This window comes from Streptomyces sp. NPDC004031 (assembly GCF_053604375.1).
Genome location: NZ_JBSGHL010000028.1, coordinates 15944 through 42379 on the forward strand (window position 1 = coordinate 15944; position 26436 = coordinate 42379).

At 72.4% G+C, this 26436-nt stretch carries 20 protein-coding genes; 14 read left to right on the forward strand and 6 right to left on the reverse strand.

Annotation, left to right across the window (positions count from 1 at the left end):
• The first annotated feature begins 243 nt into the window (after positions 1-243).
• Positions 244-1740, forward strand: a complete 1497-nt coding sequence (gene hflX / locus ACWERV_RS19420) for a GTPase HflX (RefSeq protein ID WP_452934466.1) — start codon at positions 244-246, stop codon at positions 1738-1740.
• Positions 1741-1851: 111 nt separating this feature from the next.
• On the opposite strand, the gene ACWERV_RS19425 is transcribed toward hflX, so the two are convergent.
• Positions 1852-3018, reverse strand: coding sequence for a trypsin-like serine peptidase (locus tag ACWERV_RS19425; RefSeq protein ID WP_452934468.1), 1167 nt, complete (start codon positions 3016-3018; stop codon positions 1852-1854).
• A 225-nt stretch (positions 3019-3243) separates the two neighbouring features.
• On the opposite strand from ACWERV_RS19425, the gene ACWERV_RS19430 reads away from it, so the two are divergent.
• The 5 genes from ACWERV_RS19430 (at position 3244) to ACWERV_RS19450 (ending at position 9865) form a co-directional block, all read left to right on the forward strand.
• Positions 3244-4638 (forward strand): diaminobutyrate--2-oxoglutarate transaminase, encoded by a 1395-nt coding sequence (locus ACWERV_RS19430; protein ID WP_398179254.1) that lies wholly within the window; start codon positions 3244-3246, stop codon positions 4636-4638.
• A gap of 55 nt (positions 4639-4693) precedes the next feature.
• Positions 4694-6553 carry an IucA/IucC family protein gene (locus ACWERV_RS19435; protein ID WP_452934471.1) on the forward strand — a complete coding sequence of 620 codons (1860 nt, stop codon included), beginning with the start codon at positions 4694-4696 and terminating at the stop codon, positions 6551-6553.
• 40 nt (positions 6554-6593) lie between these two features.
• Positions 6594-7316: a GNAT family N-acetyltransferase gene (locus ACWERV_RS19440; protein ID WP_452934474.1), complete on the forward strand. Its 723-nt coding sequence runs from the start codon at positions 6594-6596 to the stop codon at positions 7314-7316.
• Between the two features lie 85 nt (positions 7317-7401).
• Positions 7402-9165 carry an IucA/IucC family protein gene (locus ACWERV_RS19445; RefSeq protein WP_452934476.1) on the forward strand — a complete coding sequence of 588 codons (1764 nt, stop codon included), beginning with the start codon at positions 7402-7404 and terminating at the stop codon, positions 9163-9165.
• Positions 9166-9238: 73 nt separating this feature from the next.
• Entirely contained in the window at positions 9239-9865 is a 627-nt protein-coding gene (locus ACWERV_RS19450; RefSeq protein ID WP_452934479.1) for an FHA domain-containing protein, read from the forward strand.
• A gap of 4 nt (positions 9866-9869) precedes the next feature.
• Here ACWERV_RS19450 and ACWERV_RS19455 read toward each other — a convergent pair whose 3' ends face one another.
• Positions 9870-11063 carry a serine/threonine-protein kinase gene (locus ACWERV_RS19455; RefSeq protein ID WP_398177758.1) on the reverse strand — a complete coding sequence of 398 codons (1194 nt, stop codon included), beginning with the start codon at positions 11061-11063 and terminating at the stop codon, positions 9870-9872.
• Entirely contained in the window at positions 11060-12238 is a 1179-nt protein-coding gene (locus ACWERV_RS19460) for an FHA domain-containing protein (RefSeq protein WP_452934482.1), read from the reverse strand. The genes ACWERV_RS19455 and ACWERV_RS19460 overlap by 4 nt, the downstream gene beginning before the upstream one ends.
• A gap of 102 nt (positions 12239-12340) precedes the next feature.
• Between ACWERV_RS19460 and ACWERV_RS19465 the strand changes: the two genes are divergently transcribed.
• Positions 12341-14311, forward strand: coding sequence for an ATP-dependent DNA helicase (locus ACWERV_RS19465; protein WP_398177764.1), 1971 nt, complete (start codon positions 12341-12343; stop codon positions 14309-14311).
• A 78-nt stretch (positions 14312-14389) separates the two neighbouring features.
• Here the strand turns inward: ACWERV_RS19465 and lexA are convergent, their stop codons facing one another.
• Complete coding sequence (gene lexA, locus ACWERV_RS19470; RefSeq protein ID WP_031513036.1) at positions 14390-15169, reverse strand: transcriptional repressor LexA; 780 nt, start codon at positions 15167-15169, stop codon at positions 14390-14392.
• A gap of 584 nt (positions 15170-15753) precedes the next feature.
• Here lexA and nrdR point away from each other — a divergent pair.
• The 7 genes from nrdR to ACWERV_RS19505 all read left to right on the forward strand — a co-directional run bounded on the left by nrdR (position 15754) and on the right by ACWERV_RS19505 (position 23288).
• Positions 15754-16266 (forward strand): transcriptional regulator NrdR, encoded by a 513-nt coding sequence (gene nrdR / locus ACWERV_RS19475; protein WP_398177767.1) that lies wholly within the window; start codon positions 15754-15756, stop codon positions 16264-16266.
• 121 nt (positions 16267-16387) lie between these two features.
• Entirely contained in the window at positions 16388-19267 is a 2880-nt protein-coding gene (locus ACWERV_RS19480; protein ID WP_452934488.1) for a vitamin B12-dependent ribonucleotide reductase, read from the forward strand.
• 159 nt (positions 19268-19426) lie between these two features.
• On the forward strand, positions 19427-20041 hold the full coding sequence (locus ACWERV_RS19485) for a YdbC family protein (RefSeq protein WP_452934491.1): 615 nt from the start codon (positions 19427-19429) through the stop codon (positions 20039-20041).
• Positions 20042-20110: 69 nt separating this feature from the next.
• The gene (locus ACWERV_RS19490) at positions 20111-20773 is read left to right on the forward strand and encodes a histidine phosphatase family protein (protein WP_398177775.1); all 663 of its coding nucleotides are present in this window, start codon (positions 20111-20113) and stop codon (positions 20771-20773) included.
• A gap of 136 nt (positions 20774-20909) precedes the next feature.
• Positions 20910-21815 (forward strand): ADP-ribosylglycohydrolase family protein, encoded by a 906-nt coding sequence (locus tag ACWERV_RS19495; protein ID WP_452934494.1) that lies wholly within the window; start codon positions 20910-20912, stop codon positions 21813-21815.
• 48 nt (positions 21816-21863) lie between these two features.
• Entirely contained in the window at positions 21864-22556 is a 693-nt protein-coding gene (locus ACWERV_RS19500; protein WP_452934497.1) for a ribonuclease HII, read from the forward strand.
• 54 nt (positions 22557-22610) lie between these two features.
• Entirely contained in the window at positions 22611-23288 is a 678-nt protein-coding gene (locus ACWERV_RS19505) for a hypothetical protein (protein ID WP_452934500.1), read from the forward strand.
• 33 nt (positions 23289-23321) lie between these two features.
• Here the strand turns inward: ACWERV_RS19505 and ACWERV_RS19510 are convergent, their stop codons facing one another.
• Positions 23322-23915 (reverse strand): hypothetical protein, encoded by a 594-nt coding sequence (locus ACWERV_RS19510; protein WP_452934503.1) that lies wholly within the window; start codon positions 23913-23915, stop codon positions 23322-23324.
• 194 nt (positions 23916-24109) lie between these two features.
• The gene (locus tag ACWERV_RS19515; RefSeq protein WP_452934505.1) at positions 24110-26323 is read right to left on the reverse strand and encodes a DEAD/DEAH box helicase; all 2214 of its coding nucleotides are present in this window, start codon (positions 26321-26323) and stop codon (positions 24110-24112) included.
• Between the last annotated feature and the right edge of the window lie 113 nt (positions 26324-26436).

A 26436-nucleotide genomic window follows, 5' to 3' on the forward strand; every position in this document is an offset into this window, starting at 1 on the left:
CGCTCACCGCGCCCACCCCTTCACCCGGAGCGGCCGCCGATCGCCGACGGCCTCATTCGATTACTCTGAGTGAATGCCCGTGTGTGCCGGGGATCTAATCCTCGATCCGTGTCACTCGTGCGAGTGATCGTGCCGCAGTGCCCGTGCCGGGAAACCCGCGTGACCGCGAGGGCCGGGCGTGCGACCATCGTAATGACGGCACGTACGCGTGCCCGACCCACAACCGCGCTACCAAAGGATCAGATGACCTCCTCTTTTTCTTCCTCCACGAACGATCGCCAGCGCCTCGCCGAAAGCCGTCGGGCCGACGCCCTGATGGAGGAGGACGTCGCCTGGAGCGCGCGGATCGACGGAGAGCGGGACGGCGATCAGCTCGACCGTGACGACCGCGCCTCGCTGCGCCGGGTCGTCGGGCTCTCCACCGAGCTGGAGGACGTCACCGAGGTCGAGTACCGGCAGCTCCGCCTGGAGCGCGTGGTGCTCGTCGGGGTGTGGACCTCCGGAACGGTGCACGACGCCGAGAACTCCCTCGCGGAGCTGGCGGCGCTCGCCGAGACCGCGGGCGCCCTCGTCCTGGACGGTGTCGTCCAGCGCCGCGACAAGCCGGACCCGGCCACGTACATCGGCTCCGGCAAGGCCAACGAGCTGCGGGACATCGTGCTCGAAAGCGGCGCGGACACCGTCGTGTGCGACGGTGAGCTCAGCCCCGGCCAGCTCATCCACCTCGAAGACGTGGTCAAGGTCAAGGTCGTCGACCGGACGGCGCTGATCCTGGACATCTTCGCCCAGCACGCCAAGTCCCGAGAGGGCAAGGCGCAGGTCTCGCTCGCGCAGATGCAGTACATGCTGCCGAGGCTGCGCGGCTGGGGCCAGTCGCTGTCGCGGCAGATGGGTGGTGGCGGTTCCGGCTCGTCCGGCGGCGGCATGGCCACCCGTGGTCCCGGTGAGACCAAGATCGAGACCGACCGGCGGCGCATCCGCGAGAAGATGGCGAAGATGCGCCGGGAGATTGCGGACATGAAGACCAGCCGCGACCTCAAGCGCCAGGAACGCCGGCGTCACAAGGTGCCGTCGGTGGCGATCGCCGGCTACACCAACGCGGGCAAGTCGTCGCTGCTCAACCGGCTCACCGGTGCGGGCGTGCTGGTGGAGAACGCGCTGTTCGCCACCCTCGACCCGACCGTACGCCGTGCGGAGACGCCCGGCGGGCGGCTCTACACCCTCGCCGACACCGTCGGGTTCGTCCGGCATCTGCCCCACCACCTGGTGGAGGCTTTCCGCTCCACGATGGAGGAGGTCGCCGACGCCGACCTGATCCTGCACGTGGTCGACGGGTCGCATCCGGCGCCCGAGGAGCAGCTGGCGGCGGTCCGCGAGGTGTTCCGCGACGTGGGCGCGCTGGACGTGCCGGAGATCGTCGTGGTCAACAAGGCGGACGCAGCCGACCCGCTGGTGCTCCAGCGTCTGCTGCGCAACGAGAAGCACGCCATCGCGGTCTCGGCCCGTACGGGCCGGGGCATCGCCGAGCTGCTGGAGATGATCGACGACGAACTGCCGCGCCCTGACGTCGAGGTGGAGGCCCTGGTGCCGTACACCCACGGCGGCCTGGTCTCGCGTGTCCACGCCGGTGGTGAGGTCCTCTCCGAGGAGCACACCGGGGACGGAACGCTGATCAAGGTGCGGGTCCACGAGGAACTGGCCGCGGAGCTCGCTCCGTTCGCCCTCGCCGTCCAGCACTGACCCGGGCGGCGCCCGCCGCCCGGCCGGGTGCCTCCGCGCAGGGCAACGGGTAAGGGGCGCGTCACCATGGTGACGCGCCCCTTACCCGTTACCTGTCTGACGTCCGCCGTCTCAGCTGAATTTGGCGACCACCGAGTCGTAGACCTTCTTGGCGTCCGCGCCCAGCCGCGGCCCCGCCAGCCAGGTCGCCGTCACCGGGCCGATCGAGGTGTTGCTGACCAGCGCCGTCGTCCCGTCGGGCTTCGTGGCGAACCAGCCGCCGCCCGACGAACCGGCCGTCATGGTGCAGCCGATGCGGTATTCGGTCGGCTGCGCGGAGTCCAGCGACAGACGTCCCGGCTTGTCCGCGCAGTTGTACATCCGCTGGCCGTCGTACGGCGGGGCCGCGGGGTAGCCCCATGCGTCCAGCGTGCCGACCTGGGCCGTCGCCGGGGCGTCGAACCACACCGGCACCGCCGAGCCGACCGTCTCCTCGAGGGACTTGCCGCCCTTCTCCGGAGTCACGTGCAGCACCGCGAAGTCGTACGGCGACCCACTGCCGCCCTCCTCGGCGCCGGTGTCGATCCACTGCTGCGAGGTGGCCGCGCCGTCGGCCCAGAAAACCCCGTAGGGCGCGAGCACGTCCCGTTTGGCCCCCTTCAGCGCCGCCGCGCTCTGCCCCTGGTCGTTGTAGGCGGGCACGAAGGCGATGTTGCGGTACCAGCCGCCGTCCGCCCCCGCGTGCACGCAGTGGCCCGCCGTCCATACCAGGTTGGACTTGCCGGGGTGCGCCGGGTCCTGGATCACGGTCGCCGAGCAGACCATCGACCCCTTGGGGCTGTCGAAGAACAGCTTCCCGACGTCGGGGGCATTGCGGTGGTAGGGCGTGGCCACGGACTTGGCGATCACCGGGGTCGGCGTCCGGTCCGTCTGCCCCTGGTCGGCGGGGACGTCGGCCGGGACGTTCTTGTCACCGGGGTCGGCGCCCTTCATCCGGTCGTCGTTCCACAGTCCGTCGATCACCGGATTGACGAAGTCGGCCGCCTTGCGCAGCCATTGGGCCTTGTCCCAGTTCTTCCAGGCGCCGCGCTTGTACGCCTCCTCCCACTTCTTCAGGTCGGAGACGCTGGTGGGAAGCCCGGTGGGGAGGGAAAGGTCGAGTTTCTGCTTGGCAGTCACCGTCCGGGTGGGGGTGGGCTTGCCGTCGCCCCCGTCGTCCGACGAATCGCACGCGGCCGCCGTGGCGACGAGCACCACGGCTGCTGCGACTGCCAGGAACGGCCGGCCTATCGATGACATGAACGTGAGCCCCCTGCGGAGTCGGCGTGCCGGAGGATCGTCGCACGTCCGGCACGGGTGGCGCCTCGGGCAGGCCACCGGTGTGAGGGACGGTCACCCCGCGCCGGACGGTTCCCGCCGGGAAAGATCTGAGTGCGGGCCGTGATCGGTCCGTCACCGCGTCGTTAGTACGGAAGGGGGACGACCGAACAGCAGGCGACTCGGAGGAGACAGCGCGTGGCGGCCATTTCCAGCGTGCCGGGACAGCTCACGGCGCCGGCCGACGACTTCACCGCCGCCGAGGGGATCCTGCGCAGACAGGCGCAGCGCGAGTCAGCGGCCCGGACGTACGCGCGCGCCCTGCCCGTCGTCCCGGTCCGCGCCCGCGGGATGACGGTGGAGGGCGCGGACGGCCGCCGCTACCTGGACTGCCTGTCGGGGGCGGGCACGCTCGCGCTGGGCCACAACCACCCCGTGGTGCTCGAAGCCATCAGGGGCGTCCTCGACTCGGGCGCGCCGCTGCACGTCCTCGACCTGGCGACCCCGGTGAAGGACGACTTCACCACCGCCCTGTTCGACACCCTGCCGCGGGAGCTCGCGGAGCACGGGCGCATCCAGTTCTGCGGCCCGGCCGGGACGGACGCGGTCGAGGCGGCCATCAAGCTCGCCCGGATCGCCACCGGCCACGACGGGCTGCTGGCCTTCTCCGGCGCCTACCACGGCATGACGTCGGCGGCCCTGGCCGCGACCGGCGACACCGCGGTACGCGCGGCCGTGCGCGGGCCCGACACGCAGGTCACCCGGCTGCCGTACCCGTACGACTACCGCTGCCCGTTCGGTGTCGGCGGTGACCGCGGCGCCGAACTCGCCGCGCGCTGGACGGCCCACCTGCTGGACGACCCGAAGGGGGGCGTGCAGGCGCCCGCCGCGATGCTGCTGGAGGCGGTGCAGGGCGAGGGCGGTGTCGTCCCCGCGCCCGACGGCTGGCTGCGGCGGATGCGGCAGATCACCGCGGAGCGCGGCATCCCGCTGATCGTGGACGAGGTGCAGACCGGCGTCGGCCGGACCGGCACCTTCTGGGCCGTGGAACGCAGCGGCATCGTGCCGGACGTGATGGTGCTGTCCAAGGCCATCGGCGGCAGCTTGCCGCTCGCCGTCATCGTCTACCGCGAGGAGATGGACGGCTGGCTGCCCGGCGCCCACGCCGGGACCTTCCGCGGCAACCAGCTGGCCATGGCCGCGGGCACCGCGACGCTGCGCTTCGTGCGGCGCAACGCCCTGCACGCCCGCGCCGACTCCCTCGGCACCCGGATGCTCCGCTCGCTGCGCGAGCTGGCCGCCCACCACCCGTGCATCGGCGACGTACGCGGACGCGGCCTGATGATCGGCGTGGAGCTCGTCGACACCGCCGCGGAGCCCGACGACCACGGCGCCCTGCCCGCCGCGCCGCACCTGGCGGCCGCCGTCCAGCAGGAGGCCCTGCGACGCGGCCTGATCGTCGAGCTGGGCGGCAGGCACGGCAGCGTCATCCGGCTGCTGCCCCCGCTGACCATCACCGACGAGCAGGCCGAGGCCGTACTCGACCGCCTCGCCGGAGCCCTCGAAGCCGCCCGCGCCGCCGTACCTGGCGCGGCCGCATGACGCAGGCCCCCCGCACCCTCCGCAGCCCCGCGGCCGTCACCAGTGGAGCCCCCGTATGACCGCCCCCGCAGAATCCGGCACGGCCCACGCGGCCGAGCCGACCACCGTGCCGTTCCCGCGCTCGCCGCTCCCGGACACCGCCGCGCCCGCGGCGCAGACCGGACCCGACCCGCTGCACCACCCCGACGCCTACGCCGTCGCCGACGCCGCGGGCACCGACAACCTGCTGCGCTGCTGGGTGCGCGAACGCCGGCTGCCCGCCCCCGCGGGCGCCGAACTGCGGATCCCGCTGCCGGCCAGCGGCACCGAGGCCCGTGCGGCAGTCCGCCACTGGTCGCCGGCCGGCCACCACCGCTTCGGCCCCGTCCGCCCGGCCGCCGGGGGCCCCGCGCTGACCGCCGTCGGCCTGGCCGCGCTGCTCGCCCGGGAAGGCGGCGGCGAGCCCGCGGAAACCGCCGACCTGGTCGCGCGGGTGGCCGACTCGGTCCGCCGCACCGCCGCGTTCGTCACCGAACGGCGCGCGCCGGGCCGGTCCGCCGCGTCCGACGACCCCGAGCTGCCCTTCCTCGACTCCGAGCAGGCCCTGGTCTTCGGGCACTCCATGCACCCGGCGCCCAAGAGCCGCGAAGGGCTCGGCGACGCCGAATGCGCCGCCTACTCCCCGGAGACACGCGGCTCCTTCCGCCTGCACTGGCTCGCCGTCGACGCCTCCGTGCTCGCCACCGACTCCGCCTGGACCGAGGGCGGACGGCCCATCGGTGCCGTCGACCTGATCGGCTCCCTCGCCGGACCGCAGCCGCCCGCCTCCGGCGGCGCTGCCCTGCTGCCGCTGCATCCGTGGCAGGCCCGCGACATCCGCCACCGGCCGGGCGTGCAGGCCCTCTTCGACGCCGGGCTGCTCCGCGATCTCGGCCCGCACGGGGAATCGTGGCACCCCACCTCCTCGGTCCGCACCGTCTACCGCCCCGACGCGCCCGCGATGCTCAAGCTGTCGCTCGGGGTACGCATCACCAACTCGCGGCGGGAGAACCTGCGCAAGGAACTCCTCCGGGGCACCGAGGTGCACCGGCTGCTGCGCAGCGGCCTCGCCGCCCGGTGGCACGCCGTCCACCCCGGCTTCGACATCGTCCGCGACCCCGCCTGGCTCGCCGTCGACTCCCCGGACGGCGCACCCGTGCCGGGACTCGACGTCGTCCTGCGGCACAACCCCTTCGGCCCCGGCGACCGGGCGCACTGCCTCGCGGGCCTGGCCTCGCCGCGCCCCTGGCCCGCCGACGGCTCCGCCCTCGTGCTGCGGTCCCGGCTGGCCCGCACCGTCGACCGCCTGGCCGCGCGCACCGGGCGGCCCGTGCACGCGGTCGCCACCGAGTGGTTCCTGCGCTACCTCGACGCGGTGGTGCGTCCGCTGCTGTGGCTGGACGGGGAGGCGGGCATCGCCCTGGAGGCCCACCAGCAGAACACCCTGGTGCTGCTGGACGCCGACGGCTGGCCCTGCGGAGGGCGCTACCGCGACAACCAGGGCTACTACTTCCGCCGCTCGCACCGCGCGGACCTGGAGGCGCGGCTGCCCGGCATCGGGGCGGAGAGCGACACCTTCGTGGCCGACGAGGTCGCCGACGAGCGCCTCGCCTACTACGTCGGCATCAACAACGTCTTCGGGCTGGTCGGCGCCCTCGGGGCGCAGCAGCTGGCCGACGAGCGCGTGCTCCTCGCCGCCTTCCGCCGCTTCCTCACCGCAGTGGCCGCTGAGCACGACGGCGCCGGCCGCAGCGGTCTTCCCGAGCGGCTGCTGAGCAGCCGGGAACTGCGCTGCAAGGCAAACCTGCTGACCCGGCTGCACGGCATGGACGAACTCGTCGGGCCGGTCGACACGCAGTCGGTGTACGTCACCGTGCCCAACCCGCTGGCCGCCTGAGCGCGCGGCGGCCGGGCTGCCGAGGAGAGGAGGAGCCACCGTGCCACCAGCGGACTCCGATACCGAGGACACCCTGGACCTGAGGCTGCCACCGGACTTCCTCGCCCTGCCCGGCGTCCCCGGGAAGGGCGGTCCGAGCACGTCCGCCGGCGTCGCCGCCCATGCCGCCGGTCCGCCCGCGGCCCGCGGCTGCGCCCTCGTCGGCCGCGTCGCGGAATGGGCCGCGGCCGACACCCCCGCGGGGTCCTTCCGACTCGTGCCCGCCCACGCCGACCGTGACCTGGCCCTGGTCAGCGGATGGATGAACGACCCGGCGGTCGCCGCGTTCTGGGAGCTGGCGGGAGAAGCGGCGCTGACCCGGCGGCACATCGCGGCGCAGACCTTCGGCGACGGGCGCAGTGTCCCGTGCCTCGGCCTGCTCGACGGCCGGGCGATGAGCTACTGGGAGATCTACCGCGCCGATCTGGACCCGCTGGCACGGCACTACCCGGCCCGGCCGCAGGACACCGGCGTCCATCTGCTCATCGGCGGCGGTGCCGATCGCGGGCGCGGTCTGGGCGGCACCCTGATCAAGGCGGTCGCCGACCTGATCCTGCAGCACCGCCCCGGCTGCACCCGCGTCGTCGCGGAACCGGACATCCGCAACACCGCGTCCGTCGCCGCCCTCCTCAGCGCCGGTTTCCGGCTGTCGGCGGAGCTCTCCCTGCCCGGCAAGCGGGCCGCCCTCATGGTCCGCGACCGTGCGCTGCGGCGCGTGCTCTGACCTCCGCCAGCCCCCTCACCCCTCGATTCACCCCTCGATCCGTCCCGTCTCGTCCCGTCGGCAACCGGCCCCGCAGGAGTCCATCGTGATCACCACCTCCCCGCCCTCCGACGCCGCAGCCTGGCAGCGAGCGGCCCGGCGACTGCTGGCGAAGATGCTCGCCGAATTCGCCTACGAGGAGGTGATCGCACCCGAGCCCGACCCCGCCGCGGGGCCGGCCGCCTACCGGCTGCCGCTCAGCGACACGCTGACCTACCGCTTCCAGGCCCGCCGGGGCGCGTACGGCAGCTGGCAGGTGGACCCGGGAAGCATCGGCCCGAGCGGCGACCCGCTGCACTTCCTCAGCCACGCCCACGAGAGTGTGCTCGGGCTCAGCGGAGACACCACGGGGCACCTGATGCGCGAGATCCTCACGACCCTGCGCGCCGACCAGCGGATCGACGCCGAAGCGCTCTCCGCCGCGGAGCTGGCCGACCTCGACTACGCCGAGCTGGAAGGGCACCAGACCGGGCACCCCTGGCTCGTCGCCAACAAGGGGCGTATCGGATTCTCCGACGCCGACGCGGCGCGCTGGGCCCCCGAGAGCCGCAGACAGCACCGGCTGCCGTGGATCGCCGTCCACCACAGCCTCGCCCGGTACCGCGGTGTCGACACCCTGGCCACCCCCGATCTGCTCTACGCGGACGAGCTCCCGCCGCCCACCCTCGACGCCTTCCACCACGCCATCGCCGACCGCAACCGCAACCCGGCCGACCACCTCCTGCTGCCCGTGCACCCCTGGCAGTGGGAGAACGTCGTCCTGCCGCTCTTCGCGCCCGCGATCGCCGACGGATCCATCATGCACCTGGGCACCGACAACGACCTGCGGGTGCCGCAGCAGTCCGTCCGGACCTTCCTCAACGCCAGCCGTCCGCAGCGGCGTACGGTCAAGCTGCCGCTGTCGGTGCTCAACACCCTGGTGTGGCGCGGGCTGCCCACCGAGCGGACCCTCGCCGCGCCCGCCGTCACCGCGTGGGTGGAGGGGCTGCGGTCGGGCGATTCGTTTCTGCGGGACGAGACGCGGGTCATCCTGCTCGGCGAGGTCGCCTCCGTGTCGGTGGCGCACCCGCAGTTCGACCGGCTGCCCACCGTGCCGTACCAGTACCGCGAACTGCTGGGCTGCATCTGGCGTGAGCCGCTCACCGCGTACCTGGAGGCCGGGGAGCACGCCCGTACACTGGCCGCGCTGCTGTACACCGACCCGGACGGCCGGTCCTTCACCGCGGAGCTGGTCGAGCGCTCCGGGCTGGCCCCCGCCGTCTGGCTGCGGCATCTGTTCGGCGCCCTGCTGCCACCGCTGCTGCACTTCCTCTACCGCTACGGCACGGTCTTCTCGCCGCACGGGGAGAACGCCATCGTGGTCTTCGACGAGCACGACATCCCGGTGCGGCTCGCGGTCAAGGACTTCGTCGACGACGTCAACGTCAGCGCGGAGACGCTCCCCGAGCACACCGCCATGCCCGGCGAGGTCAGGTCGGTGCTGCTGACGGAGAAGCCCGCCTTCCTGACCCAGTTCATCCACTCCGGGCTCTTCGTCGGGGTGCTGCGCTACCTGGCACCGCTGTGCGAGGAGCAGCTCGGAGTGCCCGAGCCCGAGTTCTGGCAGCTGGTACGCGACGAGATCGTCCGCCACCACGACCGCTTCCCCGAACTCAAGGAGCGCTTCGCCGCCTTCGACCTGCTCACCCCGCGCATCGACCGGCTGTGTCTCAACCGCAACCGGCTGCACCTCGACGGTTACCGGGACCGGGCCCAGCGCCCGCACGCCGCCGTGCACGGCACGGTGCCCAATCCGCTGTACGCGCTCTGACGACGGGCGGCGGCACCCCGCGCGCGGAAGATACGATCGCCGCACGGTCGTACCGCGGAGGGGTGAGGGGCGGATGCGCGAGGAAACGGGCGTCGGATCCTGCCCCGAATGCGGCACGCCTGGTTCGTTCGCCGGGCAACTGGTGTGCCAGGGCTGCTTCGTGCCCTTCGCGCTGATGGCGTCCGCGCATGCCGCGGCCGCGCCGTCCTCCCCGACCGCTGTCACGGAGCGGCTGCCGCGCCCCGCGGGGCGCGGCCCCGCCGGGCCCCGGGACATGGTGCCGGGGCCCGGCGCCGCCGACCTCGACGCCGAGGACACCGAGCACACCCGCGTCATCAGCGTCGTCCCCGGGACTCCGCCCCGCCCGGCCGGTACCCGTCGCGACGTCGCCCTGCACGTCATGCGCCTGCACTTCCCCGACGGGGAGATCGTCGAGGTGGCGGCCGGCTACTCGATCCGGCTCGGCCGCGACCCGCAGCTGTGCCCGGCCGTCACCTTCCTCGCCCGGCGCGACAACCTCTCCCGAGTCCACGCCCGGGTGGGCGTCGAGACGGACGGCTCGGCCTGGATCACCGACGAGGACTCCACCAACGGCACCTTTGTGCGCGGTTACCGCCTCACGCCCAACGAGGCCACTCCGCTGCGGCCCGGTGACACCTTCCGGCTCGCCGCGGACGTGCACGTCAACGTGCTGCCCTGACCGGTCAGCGCGCCGCCCTGACCGACGCGTAGGCGGCGGTGCAGCGGGCCAGCGGATGGTCGGCGCCCAGGGCTGCCGCGGCGCTCTCCGCCACCTCCTCGAACTGCCGGCGCGCGGCCTGCACGCCGTTCAGGCCCTCCAGGGCGCGGGCCCGGCCGAAAAGCGCGGCAAAGGACGCCGGTTCATTGTCCGCGCCCTGGCGCACGACCTGCTGGCGGGCCTGCCAGTACCGCTCGTCGGCCTCGTGGAAGCGTCCGGCGGACAGCAGCGCCTCGCCCTCCTCGATCAGCGTCCAGACCAGGTGGCGGGCCCCGCGGTCGAGGGCGGTGGGCGTCCGCCGCAGCGCCGCGGGCCGCATCATGGCACGCAGCCGCTCGGCGACCTCGGCCGCGCCCGACGGCCGGTCGGCAGGTTTCTTGGCCAGCAACTGGTGCACCAGGCGGGCCAGTTCCGCGGGGACCTCGGGCCTGCGGCGGACGATCGGCTCGGGTTCCTCGTGCACGTGGAGATATGCGTAGCCGATGTAATTCCCCGCGGTGAAGGGCGGGCCCTCGGCGAGCATGGCATACAGCACGCAGCCCAGCGAATACAGGTCCGACCGGGCGGTGACCTCTCCGCCCTGCGCCTGCTCGGGGGCGAAATACGGCGGCGATCCCAGCAGCGCCTGCGGCTCGGTATAGCGCGTCGCGTCGGAGTCCCGGTGGGTGACCAGACCGAAGTCACAGATTTTGACGACACCGTCGGGCAGCAGCATCAGATTCTCGGGTTTGATGTCGCGGTGCACCAGACCGCGTTCGTGCGCATGCTGCAGCCCCGAGCAGATCTGCGCACCATAGGCGATGACATCCGGCACCGGCAGCCCGCCGCGGTCCAGCAGCACCCGCCGGAAATCCGTGCCGGCGAGCAACTCCATGACGAGAAAAGGCCGTCCCTGGTGTTCGCCCGCGTCGTGGATCGTCGCCACGTTGGGATGGCTCAGCGCGGCCGCGGCGACGGCCTCCCGGCGGAAGCGCCCCTGCCGTTCGCTGCGCTCGATCTCCGCCCACTCGGTGCGCAGCATCAGCACCTTCACCGCGACCCTGCGCCCCAGGCTCTGGTCGACGGCCGCGAAGACCTGGCCGAAACCGCCGCCGCCCAGCAGTTCCTCCAGCCGGTAGCGGCCGTTGAGGACCGTGCCGACAGCCACCTCGCCCGTCACGCGCACCCCGTTCCGTCGATGTCGTGCAACGGCAGCCGCATCATGGTGGGTTCCGCGAGCGCGGCGCCGTCCCGCGGTCCGACCGTACCGTCCGTCGGGTCCTCCTCGAAGACGAACTGCCGCCCGCTCGGCAGGAGTTCCAGCCGTTCGTGCAGCACCACCGACTCGCCTCTGCGCAGGGCGCGCACGACACCGTGCGGCAGCGGCTCCTGCGTGTCGTTGCCGGGCAGCCGGCGCCGTACCCGGGTCCCGTTGGCGCTGCGTTCGTCGAGCACGCTCAGCGTCCTGCCGTCGTAGGTGAGCACGACGTGGCTGCGGCTCACCGAGTCGACCGCGGCATCGTCGATCCAGGCACCCAGCGCCACCCCGCCGCCCGCGGGCGCCCGGCCCACCGTCACCGGGTCGCCCTCGGTCACCATGAAACGGCCGCGAACCGTCCCGTCCATCACGACCTTCACCTGGGCGCGGGGGCGGCGCGGACCGGTGTCGGTGAGCGGCAGGCCGTGGGTCGGGCACAGCACCCGGTCCTTGCGGCGGCGCGGCAGCGCGGTGCCGGGCCGGTCGGCGGACCCGAACAGCGGGCAGCCGGGCTCCGGGCACCGCCACTCGCGGCTCAGCACCGCGCGGTGCGCCGCCGAGTGCTCCCAGCGGCGCACGACCCCTGCCCGGAGCAGCAGCCCTTCCTCCTCCTTGCGCGAGACCTGCCACTCCTCGGGCACGGGCATGACGCGCGGGCGCACCCCGATCCGCCCGTCGGGGAGGAGCACCGGGCGCAGGAAGCGGTCGCGGTCGCCGGGTATCCAGGGATAGGCGCGGTGGAAGTCCAGGAAGTTGTCGGCGCTGACCACGCGCAGGCCGAGGGCGTCGGCCAGCTCCAGGATGCGGTCGTCCGCGCGGGGCAGCACCTCCAGCATGCCGTCCGCGTACCACCGGTTCAGGTCCTGCCGTTCGGCCGTGGTGAGGCGGCCGTCCGTGAGCAGCGACCGGTCGGTGATGGCGTAGACCTGGACGGCCGGGTCGCGGGCGAAGCCGGCCAGCGCGTCGAGGAGCCCCGCGAGCCTGCCCAGGTCCGCGGCACGCTCCCCGCCGAGGGCCGGTTCGCGCACGACGTTGGCGACGTCGATCACGTACTCCGCGGCTGAGGTGTCCAGAGTCAGGCGACGCTCGAACGGCATGTGACCAGAAATTAGCACCGCGGGACGGGAGCGGTCCCGCGGGTGACCGGCTGAGCGCTTCCGGACGGCGTTGTCGGTGGCTGCCCTTAGGCTGGCCCTCCTATGACTGACACGCCACCACCCGCGCTCACCGACCTGCTGCACGCCGCCGTCACCGCCGTCGGCGGGGTGGAGCGGGCCGGTCAGGTCACCATGGCCGAGGCCGTCGCCGCCGCCGTGGACGACAAGTCGCATCTGCTCGTCCAGGCCGGCACCGGGACCGGCAAGTCCCTCGGGTATCTGGTGCCCGCGCTCGCCCACGGCGACCGGGTGGTGGTGGCCACGGCCACCCTCGCGCTCCAGCGCCAGCTCGTCGAGCGCGACCTCCCGCGGACGGTCACCGCGCTGCGTCCGCTGCTGCGCCGCGAGCCGCAGTTCGCGATGCTCAAGGGCCGGTCGAACTACCTGTGCCTGCACCGCCTGCACGAAGGTGTGCCGCAGGACGACGAAGAGGGCCTCTTCGACCCCTTCGAGGCCGCCGCGCCGACCAGCAAGCTCGGCCAGGACCTGCTCCGTATGCGGGACTGGGCCGACGAGACGGAGACCGGCGACCGTGACGGCCTGACCCCCGGCGTCTCGGACCGTGCGTGGGGCCAGGTGTCGGTCAGCTCGCGCGAATGCCTCGGCGCGACCAAGTGCGCTTACGGCGCGGAATGCTTCGCCGAGGCCGCCCGCGAGCGCGCCAAGCTGGCGGACGTGGTGGTGACCAACCACGCGCTGCTGGCGATCGACGCCATCGAGGGCACCCCGGTGCTGCCGAGCCACGAGGTGCTGATCATCGACGAGGCGCACGAACTCGTCTCCCGTGTCACCGGCGTCGCCACCGGCGAGCTCACCCCCGGCAGTGTCAACCGCGCGGTGAAGCGCGCCGCCCGGCTGGTCAACGAGAAGGCGGCGGACGCGCTGATGAGCGCCTCCGAGGGCTTCGAGCGGGTCATGGAGCTGGCTCTGCCGGGCCGCCTGGAGCCGATCCCGGAGGATCTGCTGTACGTCCTGGCGGCGCTGCGCGACGCCTGCCGCCTGGTGATCACCTCGCTGGGGGAGACGCGCGACAAGTCAGTCCAGGACGAGGACGCGGTGCGCAAGCAGGCCCTCGCCGCCGTGGAGAACGTGCACGAGGTGAGCGAGCGGCTCGTGACCGCCTCCGAGTACGACGTGGTCTGGTGCGACCGGCACGACCGCTACGGCGCCTCGCTGCGCGTCGCCCCGCTCAATGTGTCCGGCCTGCTGCGCGAGAAGCTCTTCACCGAGCGCTCGGTCGTCCTCACCTCGGCCACCCTCAAGCTGGGCGGCGACTTCAACGGCGTCGCGGCGTCCCTCGGCCTGGCCAAGGAGGGCACCGCGGTCGAGGAACAGGCGCCCTGGAAGGGCATCGACGTCGGGTCGCCCTTCGACTACCGCAAGCAGGGCATCCTCTATGTGGCCAAGCACCTGTCCGCCCCGGGCCGGGACGCCGGCCGGGCCGACATGCTGGACGAGCTGGCCGAGCTGATCGAGGCCGCCGGCGGCCGTACGCTCGGGCTGTTCTCCTCGATGCGCGGCGCCCAGGCCGCCGCGGAGGCGATGCGGGACCGGCTGAAGAACCCCGTCCTGCTCCAGGGCGAGGAGACGCTCGGCGAGCTGATCAGGACCTTCGCGGAGGACGCGGAGACGTGCCTGTTCGGCACCCTGTCGCTGTGGCAGGGCGTGGACGTGCCGGGGGTCAACTGCCAACTGGTGGTCATGGACCGGATCCCGTTCCCGCGCCCGGACGACCCGCTGATGAGCGCGCGGCAGAAGTCGGTCGAGGAGCACGGCGGGAACGGCTTCATGGCGGTGGCCGCCACGCATGCGGCGCTGCTGATGGCGCAGGGCGCCGGGCGGCTGATCAGGGCCTCGGGCGACCGGGGCGTCGTCGCCGTGCTGGACCCGCGGCTCGCCAACGCCCGTTACGGCGGCTTCCTGCGGGCTTCCATGCCGGACCTCTGGTACACGACGGACCGCAACCAGGTCCGCCGCTCGCTCGCCGCGATCGACGCGGCCGCCAAGGTCTGAGCCTTCGGGCCGGCGGGAGAACGGGTCCGGCCCCGGAACCGCCGTACGGTTTCCGGGGCGCGCGGAGGACCCGTGGCGTCAGACCCGGCGCAGCACCGCCACGACCTTGCCCAGGATGGTGGCCTCGTCACCGGGAATGGGCTGGTAGGCGGCGTTGTGCGGCAGCAGCCAGACGTGGCCGTTGTCCCGCTTGAAGCGCTTGACCGTGGCCTCGCCGTCGAGCATGGCCGCCACGATGTCGCCGTTCTCGGCGACGGGCTGGCGGCGCACGGTGACCCAGTCGCCGTCGCAGATGGCCGCCTCGATCATGGAGTCGCCGACCACCTTGAGCACGAACAGCTCACCGTCGCCCACGAGCTGGCGGGGCAGCGGGAAGACGTCCTCCACCGACTCCTCGGCGAGGATCGGCCCACCTGCCGCGATCCGGCCGACGAGCGGGACGTAGGAGGCCGACGGCTTGCCCGAGGTGTCGGTGGGCTGCGGGTGTCCGGCGTCGGAGGCGCGTACTTCGTACGCCCTGGGCCGGTGCGGGTCGCGCCGCAGGAAGCCCTTCCGCTCCAGCGCCATCAGCTGGTGGGCGACCGAGGAGGTGCTGGACAGGCCCACGGCCTGGCCGATTTCCCGCATGGACGGCGGGTATCCGCGGCGCTGGACCGAATCCCTGATGACGTCGATGACCCTGCGCTGGCGTTCGGTGAGACCGGAGCTGTCGGCGCGAATACCCGGGGGCCGTCCGGGGAGCGATCGCGCGGGCTTCGGGCTGTTCTCTTCGTTCATCACGTCCAACGGGCCGATTCGATCCGGGGAGCGGTCATGCGCGGTCAATGTCGCTGTGGCGCTCTCTGCGGCGGTGGTCACGGCGGCCCCTTTCGAGATGTTCTCCCACCGCGTGAAGTGCGGGAGGCCCGCTTCCCAGCCGCGGGCAGTTAGTACAACGGTAGTGGGTTTCGAAAGGTTGCGCCAAACACACGTTCGAGTGAATTTGCATAAATCCGCTGACGTGATCAAGGTACCGGGTGTATTGATCGAAGGGAAGTTCGATTCTCGAAGGGGTGCGCGAGTGCTCGCCTGCTTCGCCGGAGCCCGCTCGCCCCGTCGCCGATACCGGTCCGTCCGCCGTCCGCGCGCAGTGCGGTGACGCTCGGGCGGCGCCGCTTTCCAGTGTGTCACCACCTTCCCCGTGCTGCCCCGGTATGTGCCCGACGGCCGTCCCCGCCGTGTGCGGCGCGACACGCGCTAAAGGGAGGGGTCGGATGCGCCGGACCAACATCTAGTGGTTGGATAGGGTTCCACCACCACCGGTTGTGGTCCGGTCGACGGCCCCCAGGGGTCAACGCCCGGTGAATCGCCTATGCTTGGGGCTGCTCCACGGGGTCGTACGACGCTGCGGAAGCCTCGTCGTCGTGCGCGCTCACCATGGAGCGAGGGAGGGAGTAGGAACGATGCACTGCCCCTTCTGCCGGCACTCCGACAGCCGTGTCGTCGACAGCCGCACCACGGACGACGGATCGTCGATCCGCCGGCGCCGCCAGTGTCCGGACTGCGGCCGACGCTTCACCACGGTGGAGACGGCGTCACTGATGGTGATCAAGCGCAGTGGTGTCACCGAGCCCTTCAGCCGCAGCAAGGTCATCGCCGGCGTGCGCAAGGCCTGCCAGGGTCGCCCCGTCACCGAGGACGCCCTCGCCCAGCTCGGGCAGCGTGTCGAGGAGGCGGTCAGGGCCACCGGCAGTGCGGAGCTGTCGACCCACGACGTGGGACTGGCCATACTCGGTCCGCTCCAGGACCTCGACCTCGTCGCATATCTGCGGTTCGCCTCGGTCTACCGCGCCTTCGACTCGCTCGAGGACTTCGAGAGGGCCATCACGGAGCTGCGCGAGCAGCTGCCACCCACCACTCCTGGCGGACTCGACGAGGACCTCGGCGTCCCCGCGCCCGCTTCCGCCGCCGACTGAGCGGCGCGCAGGACACAGCAGTACCCGCCGGAGCGCCGTGTGCGCCGAGGTCATCGACATCACCGTGCCGCGGGGAAGATCCGGGCACATCAGGGCGTTTTTGCCCGTATAGGGAGGCGGCATGACAGAGACGACGAGCGGCCCGGCACGCGGTTCCCGCACCAAGGGGTCCAAAGCAGGCAAGGGGCTGCGCATGGAGCGCATCCACACCACACCCGGCGTGCATCCGTACGACGAGGTGGAGTGGGAGCACCGTGACGTCGTCATGACCAACTGGCGCGACGGTTCGATCAACTTCGAGCAGCGTGGTGTCGAATTCCCCGGCTTCTGGTCGGTGAACGCGGTCAACATCGTCACCAGCAAGTACTTCCGTGGCGCGGTGGGCAGCCCGCAGCGCGAGAAGAGCCTGCGCCAGCTGATCGACCGTGTCGTGCTCACCTACCGCAAGGCCGGTGAGCAGCACGGTTACTTCGCCTCCCCCGAGGACGCGGAGATCTTCGAGCACGAGCTGAGCTACGCGCTCCTGCACCAGGTCTTCAGCTTCAACTCGCCGGTCTGGTTCAACGTGGGCACCGCCCAGCCCCAGCAGGTCTCCGCCTGCTTCATCCTGTCCGTCGACGACTCCATGGAGTCGATTCTCGACTGGTACAAGGAAGAAGGAATGATCTTCAAGGGCGGTTCCGGCGCGGGCCTGAACCTGTCCCGTATCCGCTCCTCCAAGGAACTGCTGTCCTCCGGCGGGAACGCCTCGGGCCCGGTCTCCTTCATGCGCGGCGCCGACGCGTCGGCCGGCACCATCAAGTCGGGCGGTGCCACCCGCCGCGCCGCCAAGATGGTTGTACTGGACGTCGACCACCCGGACGTCGAGGCCTTCATCGAGACCAAGGTGAAGGAGGAGGAGAAGATCCGCGCCCTGCGCGACGCGGGCTTCGACATGGACCTGGGCGGCGACGACATCACGTCCGTCCAGTACCAGAACGCCAACAACTCCGTCCGGGTGAACGACGAGTTCATGAAGGCCTACGAGGCGGGCTCGGCCTTCGGCCTGCGCGCGCGGATGACCGGCGAGGTCATCGAGCAGGTCGACGCGCGGGCGCTCTTCCGCAAGCTCGCGGAGGCCGCCTGGGCGTGTGCTGACCCCGGCATCCAGTACGACGACACGATCAACCAGTGGCACACCTCGCCGGAGACCGGGCGCATCACCGCGTCCAACCCGTGCAGCGAGTACATGCACCTGGACAACTCCAGCTGCAACCTGGCCTCGCTGAACCTGCTGAAGTTCCTGCGGGACGACGGCCGGGGCAGCCAGTCCTTCGACGTCGAGCGCTTCGCCAAGGTCGTCGAGCTGGTCATCACGGCGATGGACATCTCCATCTGCTTCGCCGACTTCCCGACCGAGAAGATCGGCGAGACCACCCGCGCCTTCCGCCAGCTCGGCATCGGCTACGCCAACCTCGGCGCCCTGCTGATGGCGACCGGCCACGCGTACGACTCCGACGGCGGGCGCGCGCTGGCCGGCGCCATCACCTCGCTGATGACCGGAACGTCCTACAAGCGGTCCGCGGAGCTGGCCGCGGTCGTCGGCCCGTACGACGGCTACGCCCGCAACGCCGACGCCCACAAGCGCGTCATGAAGCAGCACTCCGACGCCAACGGCGCCGCCCGCCGGGTGGACGACCTGGACACCCCGGTGTGGGCCGCGGCGACCGAGGCCTGGCAGGACGTCGTGCGCCTCGGTGAGAAGAACGGCTTCCGCAACGCCCAGGCGTCGGTGCTCGCGCCGACCGGCACCATCGGCCTGATGATGGACTGCGACACCACCGGCGTCGAGCCGGACCTGGCGCTGGTGAAGTTCAAGAAGCTCGTCGGCGGCGGCTCGATGCAGATCGTCAACAACACCGTCCCGACCGCGCTGCGCCGCCTCGGCTACCAGTCCGAGCAGATCGAGGCGATCGTCGCCCACATCTCCGAGCACGGCAACGTCGTGGACGCGCCCGGTCTCAAGCAGGAGCACTACGAGGTCTTCGACTGCGCCATGGGCGAGCGGGCGATCTCGGCGATGGGCCACGTGCGGATGATGGCCGCCGCGCAGCCCTTCCTGTCCGGCGCGATCTCCAAGACCGTGAACCTGCCGGAGACGGCCACCGTCGAGGAGGTCGAGGAGGTCTACTACGAGGGCTGGAAGCTCGGCCTGAAGGCGCTCGCGATCTACCGCGACAACTGCAAGGTCGGCCAGCCGCTGTCGGCGAAGAAGAAGGACGAGGCGAAGGCCGAGACGCCCGTCTCCGCGCCCGCGGCGACCGAGAAGGTCGTGGAGTACCGTCCGGTGCGCAAGCGGCTTCCCAAGGGCCGTCCGGGCATCACGACGTCCTTCACCGTGGGCGGCGCCGAGGGCTACATGACGGCGAACTCCTACCCGGACGACGGCCTCGGCGAGGTCTTCCTGAAGATGTCCAAGCAGGGTTCGACCCTCGCGGGCATGATGGACGCCTTCTCCATCGCGGTGTCCGTGGGCATGCAGTACGGCGTGCCGCTGGAGACGTACGTCTCGAAGTTCACCAACATGCGCTTCGAGCCGGCCGGCCTCACGGACGACCCGGACGTGCGGATGGCGCAGTCGATCGTCGACTACATCTTCCGCCGCCTCGCGCTGGATTTCCTGCCCTTCGAGACCCGTTCCGCGCTCGGCATCCACTCCGCCTCCGAGCGGCAGCGGCACCTGGACACCGGCTCGTACGAGGCGGCCGAGGACGACGTGGACGTCGAGGGCCTGGCCCAGTCCGCGCCGCGGCAGATCGAGCCCCGTGCGCCGCTCAGCGTCGCCAAGCCGGCCGAGGCCGCGCCGGCGCCCAAGGAGGCGCACAACTCGACCGAACTGCTGGAGATCCAGCTCGGCCTCAACGCCGACGCCCCGCTGTGCTTCTCCTGCGGTACGAAGATGCGCCGCGCGGGCAGCTGCTACCTGTGCGAGGGCTGCGGCTCGACGAGCGGCTGCAGCTGATCCGGCGGATCGCACGATCGGCTGATCCGCCGGCCGGCGGGTTTCGCCTGTGACAGGGGTGGGGAGACGGCCCGGAGCCGTCTCCCCACCCCTGCTCGCGTCCGGACGGGTACGGCCGAGCGGGACGAATCAGGGGCCGCGCGCCACTACGATGGCGCGGTGTTGGTGAAGTGGATACGCTGCGGCGTCCTCGACCGGGACGGTTTCGACCGGGGTCAGCGCGGATGGGCGGCACTCAGGAACCGCCCGGGATTCCACGGGCAGGGCGGCGGCTGGAGCCGCTCGCAGCCCGGGGTGGCCCATCTCTTCGCCTTCTGGGACGGGCAGCGCTCCTACGACGCCTTCATGGCCGGTCCGCACGAGGAGATGGCGTCCGCGCAGGCGGGCACGTACGAGATGCTCGCGGCGCGGACCTTCGACCACCGGCTGGACGTCAAGGTCGGTTTCGAGCCGCGCTTTTCCGACGCCGACCTGCTCCGGGTGGCGCTGTGCAAGGTGCGCCCGGACCGCGTGGCCCACTTCGTCCAGATGCAGGAGCGGGTCTGGAACCCCGCCATGGCGGGATCTCCCGGGATGCTGCGCGGGGTCTTCGCCGAGGGGGCGGACGGCGACTTCCTGACGCTCTCGGCGTGGGATTCGGCGACCGAGCACGGGAAATACCGCGAGGGCGCGGTGGCCCGGCTGTCCCAGCGGGCCGACCTGGACGCCGACGTGCTGTCCGTGGCGGGCGACGTCGTCGACGTGGTGCCGCAGTGGACCGTCACGGCGGCCTGACCGCGCCACGCGCGTCCGCCACCGGGCCCCGGCACGCCGGAGGCCGGATCGCACCATAGGGTGATCGGTATGGGACGTCCTCGCCGTATCGTGCTCATCCGGCATGGTGAGTCCCAGGGCAACTACGACGACACCATCTACGAACGGGTGCCGGACCACGCCCTGGAGCTGACCGAGAAGGGCCTGCGCCAGGCCACCGAGGCCGGGGCGCGGCTGCGGGAGCTGTTCGGCGACGAGCGCGTCCAGGCCTTCGTGTCCCCCTACCGCCGTACATGGCACACCTACCGCGCGCTGGGGCTGGACCCGCGGCTCACCCAGGCGAGGGAGGAACCGCGGCTGCGCGAGCAGGACTGGGGCAACTGGCAGGACATCGAGGACATCCACCGGCAGCGCAAGGCGCGCGACGCCTACGGGCACTTCTTCTACCGCTTCGCGATGGGGGAGAGCGGCGCGGACGTCCACGACCGCGTCGGAGCCTTCCTCGAAACCCTCTACCGCGCCTTCGACAAGGACGACTTCCCGCCGAACGTCCTGCTCGTCACCCACGGGCTGACCATGCGGCTCTTCTGCATGCGCTGGTTCCACTGGACGGTCCAGGACTTCGAGGCCCTGTCCAACCCGGACAACGCCGAGACGCGGATGCTGGTCCTCGGGGCGTCCGGCAGCTACAGCCTGGACCGGCCCTTCGAGCGCTGGTGCACCCCGGAGCAGCCGGGCGGCGGCGACATCTGAGCGCGGTGTCTGAGCGCGTTGCCGCGGTTCGCGGACCTGCCGCGGCCGTGCGGGGCCGGAGAAATCCGTGAGGCGGGTGAGTTTCGGCACAAGGAGATTGACCCGGAACAGGTGCGATGTCAGAGTTTTCGACGTCATGACGGCTCACACCTCCCTCTCCGCGCGGGCCGCCCGCGCGCTCGGCAGCCTGCGCGGCCTGGCCGTGGGCGACGCCCTCGGCTCGCAGTTCTTCGTCCCCGCCCACTACTCCGCGCTGCAGAACGGCGAACTGCCCCCCGGAACGTGGCAGTGGACCGACGACACCGAGATGGCCTGCTCGGTCGTCGCCGTCCTCCTCGCCCACGGGCGGATCGACCAGGACGCCCTCGCGGCCTCCTTCGCCGAGCACCACGACTTCGACCGCGGCTACGGCCCGGCCGTGGGACGCATGCTGCGGCTCATCCGCCAGGAGGGCGCCGACTGGCGCGAGCTGGCCGCCGCCCTCTTCAACGGCCAGGGGTCGTGGGGGAACGGCGCCGCGATGCGGATCCCGCCGCTCGGCGCCTGGTACGCGGGCGACCCGGTCCAGGCCACCCACCAGGCCGAGATCTCCGCCTACACCACGCACCAGCACCGCGAGGCGGTGGCCGGCGCGATGGCCGTCGCCGCGGCAGCCGCCCTCGCCGCGGACCCGGCGGGTCCGCCGGACCCCGCCGACCTGCTCGGCGCCGTCGTCGAGCTGGTGCCGCGCAGCGCCGTCCAGGCCGGTGTCCGGCGGGCCGGCGACATGCTGGACTACGCGGACGTCGGCACCGTCGCGGCCGTGCTCGGCTGCGGACGGCGGACCAGCGCCCACGACACCGTGCCCTTCGCCCTGTGGGCCGCCGCCCGCCATCTCGGCGACTACCGTCAGGCGTTCTGGACCACCGCCAAGGCGGGCGGCGACGTGGACACCACGTGCGCCATCGTCGGCGGCATCGTCGCCGCCTCCCCCGGCGGCGAACCCCCGGCCCTGTGGACCGAGCGGACCGAAGCCCTGCCCGACTGGGCCACGGTGTCCTGAACACCCCGTGGAAGCGCCGCGCGGACGGCGAGTAGGCTGGTCCCCGCCATGGTCCAGCCACCACCCACCCACACCGTCGAACGCTCGATGCGCGCCACGCTCGGCGTGAAGACCGTCGCAGGCATCGACGAGGTGGGCCGCGGCGCCTGGGCCGGACCGGTCACCGTGTGCGCGGCCGTCACGGGCCTGCGGCGCCCGCCCGAGGGCCTCACCGACTCCAAGCTCATCACCCCCCTGCGCCGCACCCGGCTGGCCGCCGTGCTCACCGGCTGGGTGACGTCGTACGCGCTCGGCCAGGCCTCCTGCGAGGAGATCGACGAGCTGGGGATGACCGCCGCCCTGCGGCTGGCCGCGCTGCGCGCCCTGGACGGGCTTCCCGAGCCGCCCGAGGCCGTGATCCTCGACGGCAAGCACAACTACCTCGGCAACGGCGGGCCGTGGCGGGTCCGTACGGTGATCAAGGGCGACCAGTCGTGCGTCGCGGTCGCCGCCGCGTCGGTGATCGCCAAGGTGCACCGTGACCGGCAGATGGCCGAACTCGGCACGGACTACTCGCCGTTCGCCTTCGCCGACAACGCCGGTTATCCGTCGCCGGTCCATCGCTCAGCACTTGAGGAGTGGGGACCGACGCCGCTGCACCGGCTCACGTGGTCCTACCTGGACACGCTGCCGCGCTGGCAGCACCTGAAGAAGGTCCGCGCCACGGAAGACGCAGGGGAACAACTCGGTTTCGATTTCTGATCCGGCCCCCACCCCCCGCTGCGCATTCGGTGCGCGTTTGATAGACATCAACTCATGCCTCTCACCCCCGAGGAGCCTCAGATTCACGAGAGCGTCCCGGGTCCCCGCACTGCTCCGACCAGCGGCCGGAGTGCGTCGACCCCCCGTCCTGTCCCTCGCCCGCCCCGGCCCGCCGCGCCGCGCCCCGGCCCGCCGAGGGCAGTCCCCGCCGCCGTCGGTGCCGCCTCCGCTTCCGCCGGTGGCGCCCAGCACGGCTCCGTCGGCGCCGCGGCCCCCGCGGCTGCGAACCAGCCGGCTGCGCCCGTCACCCCCGCCGTCTCCGACCCGGGCGGCCCCGCCTCCGGCGCCGCCCAGATCCAGCTCATCCCCGCGCCCGAGCAAGGAGCGCTCGACGCGGCCGAGGAGACCGTCGACCTCCTCCTCGACACCGGGCGCGCACCCGGCGAGATCCTGGTGCTCACCACCGGCGAGCAGCACCCGTGGGCGTCCCACGAGCTGAGTTTCGGCGAGGCCTCCTACTGGGCCCAGCACGACGCCGCCGACGACGTGTTCTACGCCGACATCTCGGCCCCGCGCGCCGCCGGCCGGCCCGTCGTGGTCGTGGCGCTCAACGGCGGCAGCGACGAGACGCTGCCGCAGGCCCTGTCCGGCGCGCTGTCCCGGGCCGGGGTACTGCTGATCGTGTGCGGGGACCCCACCCGTATCAACAGCCTTCTGGGCGCGAGCGCCTGAGCACCCGGGCCGGCGGTCCGCCTGCCCGGGTGCTCAGCGCACTGACGCAGGGCGCAGCGCGTTCGCCATGGCGTCGGCCGGTTTCGTCCGGTGCGGTTCGGGGTGGCTGTGCGGCCAGGAGGCGGCGTTGGGCGTTCGCCCGGCGCGGTTCTCCCCGATGACGTTCCAGCCGTCGCGGGTGAGCGTCACGTACGAGCCGCAGCGCAGCCCGTGCAGGGTGCACGCGTCCCGCAGCCCCCACATCCAGGCACCGTCCTCGGAGGTCCAGCCGGGAATTCCGTCCCGGCTGACCATCAGGACCGCCGTGCGCACCGGGTTGCGCAGCCGCAGGTCGTGCGGGATGACCCGGCGCAGGTGGGACAGCAGGGCGTTGCGGCGCTCCCAGCCGTCGACGACGCCGGTGCGGTAGCCGAAGGAGGCGCTGGCCCTGATCCGGCCGTCCGGGTCGTAGGCCGCGACCACCGCGGTGGGCGGGGCCGGGAGGTGCCGTGCGTACAGGTCCTTCACGACCTCACGGGGGCTGGCCAGCAGGGGAACGTCCATGTCGGCCCACTCGGCGGGCTCCAGCGTGCGGGCGACGAAGGACGCGGCGGCGGAGGACGTCTCCGGAACGAACCCGATGGTCACGGTCCTCCCTTCGCGGATACACCCGTGGACCGGCCGCGGGCGTGCGCCGGTCAGGGGGCTCGGAGAGCCGTTCGGGGATCCGCGTCCAATTCTTCCCCGCGTACTGCCTTGCGGCAACGGGCAATTGCCGTCGCGGACCGGAATGAGCCCGTCCGTCTGATAGATCCCGTGGCCTGTACAGCCGGTGGGATCCGTCAGCCCTGAACCGCCAGGACCAGCGGAAACACCGCGGTCGCGCCGGCCCGGCGAAGCAGCCGGGCGGTGACGGCGAGTGTCCAGCCGGTGTCCGCCATGTCGTCGACGAGCAGCACCGGACCCCCCGCCGCCTTCACGGCTTCAATCAACTCCGGCGGCAGGACGAACGCTGCGTGCAGTGCCCGTACGCGCTGGGCGCTGTTGCTGCGCGGCACCGAACCGGGGTCGGCGTCGGGGGCGTACTCGACCCGGCCGAGCAGCGGCATCCGCCCGACCTCGGCAATAGCGGCGCCGAGGCTGTCCACCAGGGTGCCGTGGCGCCGCGAGGCGACGGTGACGACGCCCGCCGGGCGCTCGGGAGCCCCCGTTTCACCACTCGCCCAGCCGCCGGGGCCGCGCGCCCAGTCCGACAGGACCTGCACCACCGCGTCCACCGCGTCGGCGGGGACGGGGCGGTCGGGGGCACCCTCCGTGAACAGCGGCCGTAGCCGGTTGCCCCAGCCGATGTCCGACAGCCTTCCCAGCGCCCGGCCCGTGGCCGCCTGCTCGCCCGCCGGGATGCGGCCCTTGAACGGGACACCGACGGCTTCGAGACCGGTCGGCCACATCTTGCGCGGCTCCAGCTCCGTCCCGGGGCGGCCGAGGGCCTGCCGCGCCAGCGCCAGGGACTTGTCGGAGACCTCGGCGGGGAAGCGCGCCCCCGCGCAGTTGTCGCAGCGCCCGCACGGGGCGGCCAGGTCGTCGTCCAGCTGGCGGCGCAGGAACTCCATCCGGCACTGCGTGGTGCCCGCGTACTCCCGCATCGCCTGCTGTTCCGCGGCGCGCTGGCGCGCGACCCAGGCGTACCGCTCCGTGTCGTACGCCCAGGGCGCGCCCGTCGCCGTCCAGCCGCCTCGCACGCGGCGGACCGCTCCGTCGACGTCCAGCACCTTGAGCATGATCTCCAGCCGGGAACGGCGCAGGTCGACCCGGCTCTCCAGCGCGGGCAGCGACAGCGGGCGGTCCGCCGCCGCGAGCTCCGCCAGGGTGCGGCGCACCTGCTCCTCGGGCGGGAAGGCGAGGGAGGCGAAGTAGCGCCAGATCGACTCGTCCTCGCGGCCGGGCAGGAGCAGGACCTCCGCGTGATCCACCCCACGGCCCGCGCGGCCGACCTGCTGGTAGTAGGCGATCGGCGAGGACGGCGAGCCGACGTGCACCACGAAGCCGAGGTCCGGCTTGTCGAAGCCCATGCCGAGGGCCGACGTGGCCACCAGCGCCTTGACGCGGTTGGCGAGCAGATCCGCCTCCGCCTCCTGCCGTTCGGCGTTCTCGGTGCGGCCCGAGTAGGAGGCCACGGCGAATCCGCGCTGACGCAGGAAGGCGGTGATCTCCTCGGTCGCCGCCACGGTCAGCGTGTAGATGATCCCCGAGCCCGGGAGCGTGTCGAGGTGGTCGGCGAGCCAGGCCAGCCGGTGGGCGGCGTCCGGGAGGGTGAGCACGCCGAGCGACAGGCTCTCCCGCTCCAGCGGGCCGCGCAGCACGAGAGTGCCGTCGGTGTCTGTGCCTGTGCCGGTGTCGGTGTCCTGCGTCGTGCCCGTGCCCATGCCTGTGCCGAGCTGCTCGGCCACGTCGGCGGTGACCCGGGCGTTCGCCGTGGCGGTCGTCGCCAGCACGGGGACGCCCGGCTTGAGCTCGGCCAGCATCGTGCGCAGCCGCCGGTAGTCGGGGCGGAAGTCGTGGCCCCAGTCGGAGATGCAGTGCGCCTCGTCCACCACGAGCAGCCCGGTGGTGGCGGTGAGCCGGGGCAGCACCTGGTCCCGGAAATCCGGGTTGTTCAGCCGCTCGGGGCTGACGAGCAGCACGTCCACCGCTCCGGCGGCGACCTCGGCCTCGATCCCGTCCCATTCCTCGGCGTTGGACGAGTTGATGGTGCGGGCGGTGATCCCCGCGCGGGCGGCGGCCTCCACCTGGTTGCGCATGAGCGCCAGCAGCGGGGAGACGATCACCGTGGGGCCCGCGCCCCGCTCGCGCAGCAGCGCGGTGGCCACGAAGTACACCGCCGACTTCCCCCAGCCCGTGCGTTGCACCACCAGCGTTCTGCGCGCGTGCGCGACGAGGGCCTCGACCGCGCGCCACTGGTCTTCGCGCAGCCGGGCGGCACCCGGCTCGGCCCCGACGAGGCGGCTCAGGACGTTGTCGGCGGCGGCGTGCAGCCCGCTGGTGGTTTCCGTCATGGCTCCATGCAACAGGACTGGACCGACAGAGCGCCAACTCCGCCGGGCCGCCTGTGGACAACTCGCGTCCGGAGTTTTCCACAGCCGTTCGGGCGATCTGGTGCGGGATGTGA

Coding starts and splice junctions, on each gene's coding strand:
- hflX (WP_452934466.1), top strand. CDS start 244: ATGACCTCCTCTTTTTCTTCCTCCACGAACGATCGCCAGCGCCTCGCC.
- ACWERV_RS19425 (WP_452934468.1), bottom strand. CDS start 3,018: ATGTCATCGATAGGCCGGCCGTTCCTGGCAGTCGCAGCAGCCGTGGTG.
- ACWERV_RS19435 (WP_452934471.1), top strand. CDS start 4,694: ATGACCGCCCCCGCAGAATCCGGCACGGCCCACGCGGCCGAGCCGACC.
- ACWERV_RS19450 (WP_452934479.1), top strand. CDS start 9,239: ATGCGCGAGGAAACGGGCGTCGGATCCTGCCCCGAATGCGGCACGCCT.
- ACWERV_RS19460 (WP_452934482.1), bottom strand. CDS start 12,238: ATGCCGTTCGAGCGTCGCCTGACTCTGGACACCTCAGCCGCGGAGTAC.
- ACWERV_RS19465 (WP_398177764.1), top strand. CDS start 12,341: ATGACTGACACGCCACCACCCGCGCTCACCGACCTGCTGCACGCCGCC.
- nrdR (WP_398177767.1), top strand. CDS start 15,754: ATGCACTGCCCCTTCTGCCGGCACTCCGACAGCCGTGTCGTCGACAGC.
- ACWERV_RS19480 (WP_452934488.1), top strand. CDS start 16,388: ATGACAGAGACGACGAGCGGCCCGGCACGCGGTTCCCGCACCAAGGGG.
- ACWERV_RS19490 (WP_398177775.1), top strand. CDS start 20,111: ATGGGACGTCCTCGCCGTATCGTGCTCATCCGGCATGGTGAGTCCCAG.
- ACWERV_RS19495 (WP_452934494.1), top strand. CDS start 20,910: ATGACGGCTCACACCTCCCTCTCCGCGCGGGCCGCCCGCGCGCTCGGC.
- ACWERV_RS19500 (WP_452934497.1), top strand. CDS start 21,864: ATGGTCCAGCCACCACCCACCCACACCGTCGAACGCTCGATGCGCGCC.
- ACWERV_RS19505 (WP_452934500.1), top strand. CDS start 22,611: ATGCCTCTCACCCCCGAGGAGCCTCAGATTCACGAGAGCGTCCCGGGT.
- ACWERV_RS19515 (WP_452934505.1), bottom strand. CDS start 26,323: ATGACGGAAACCACCAGCGGGCTGCACGCCGCCGCCGACAACGTCCTG.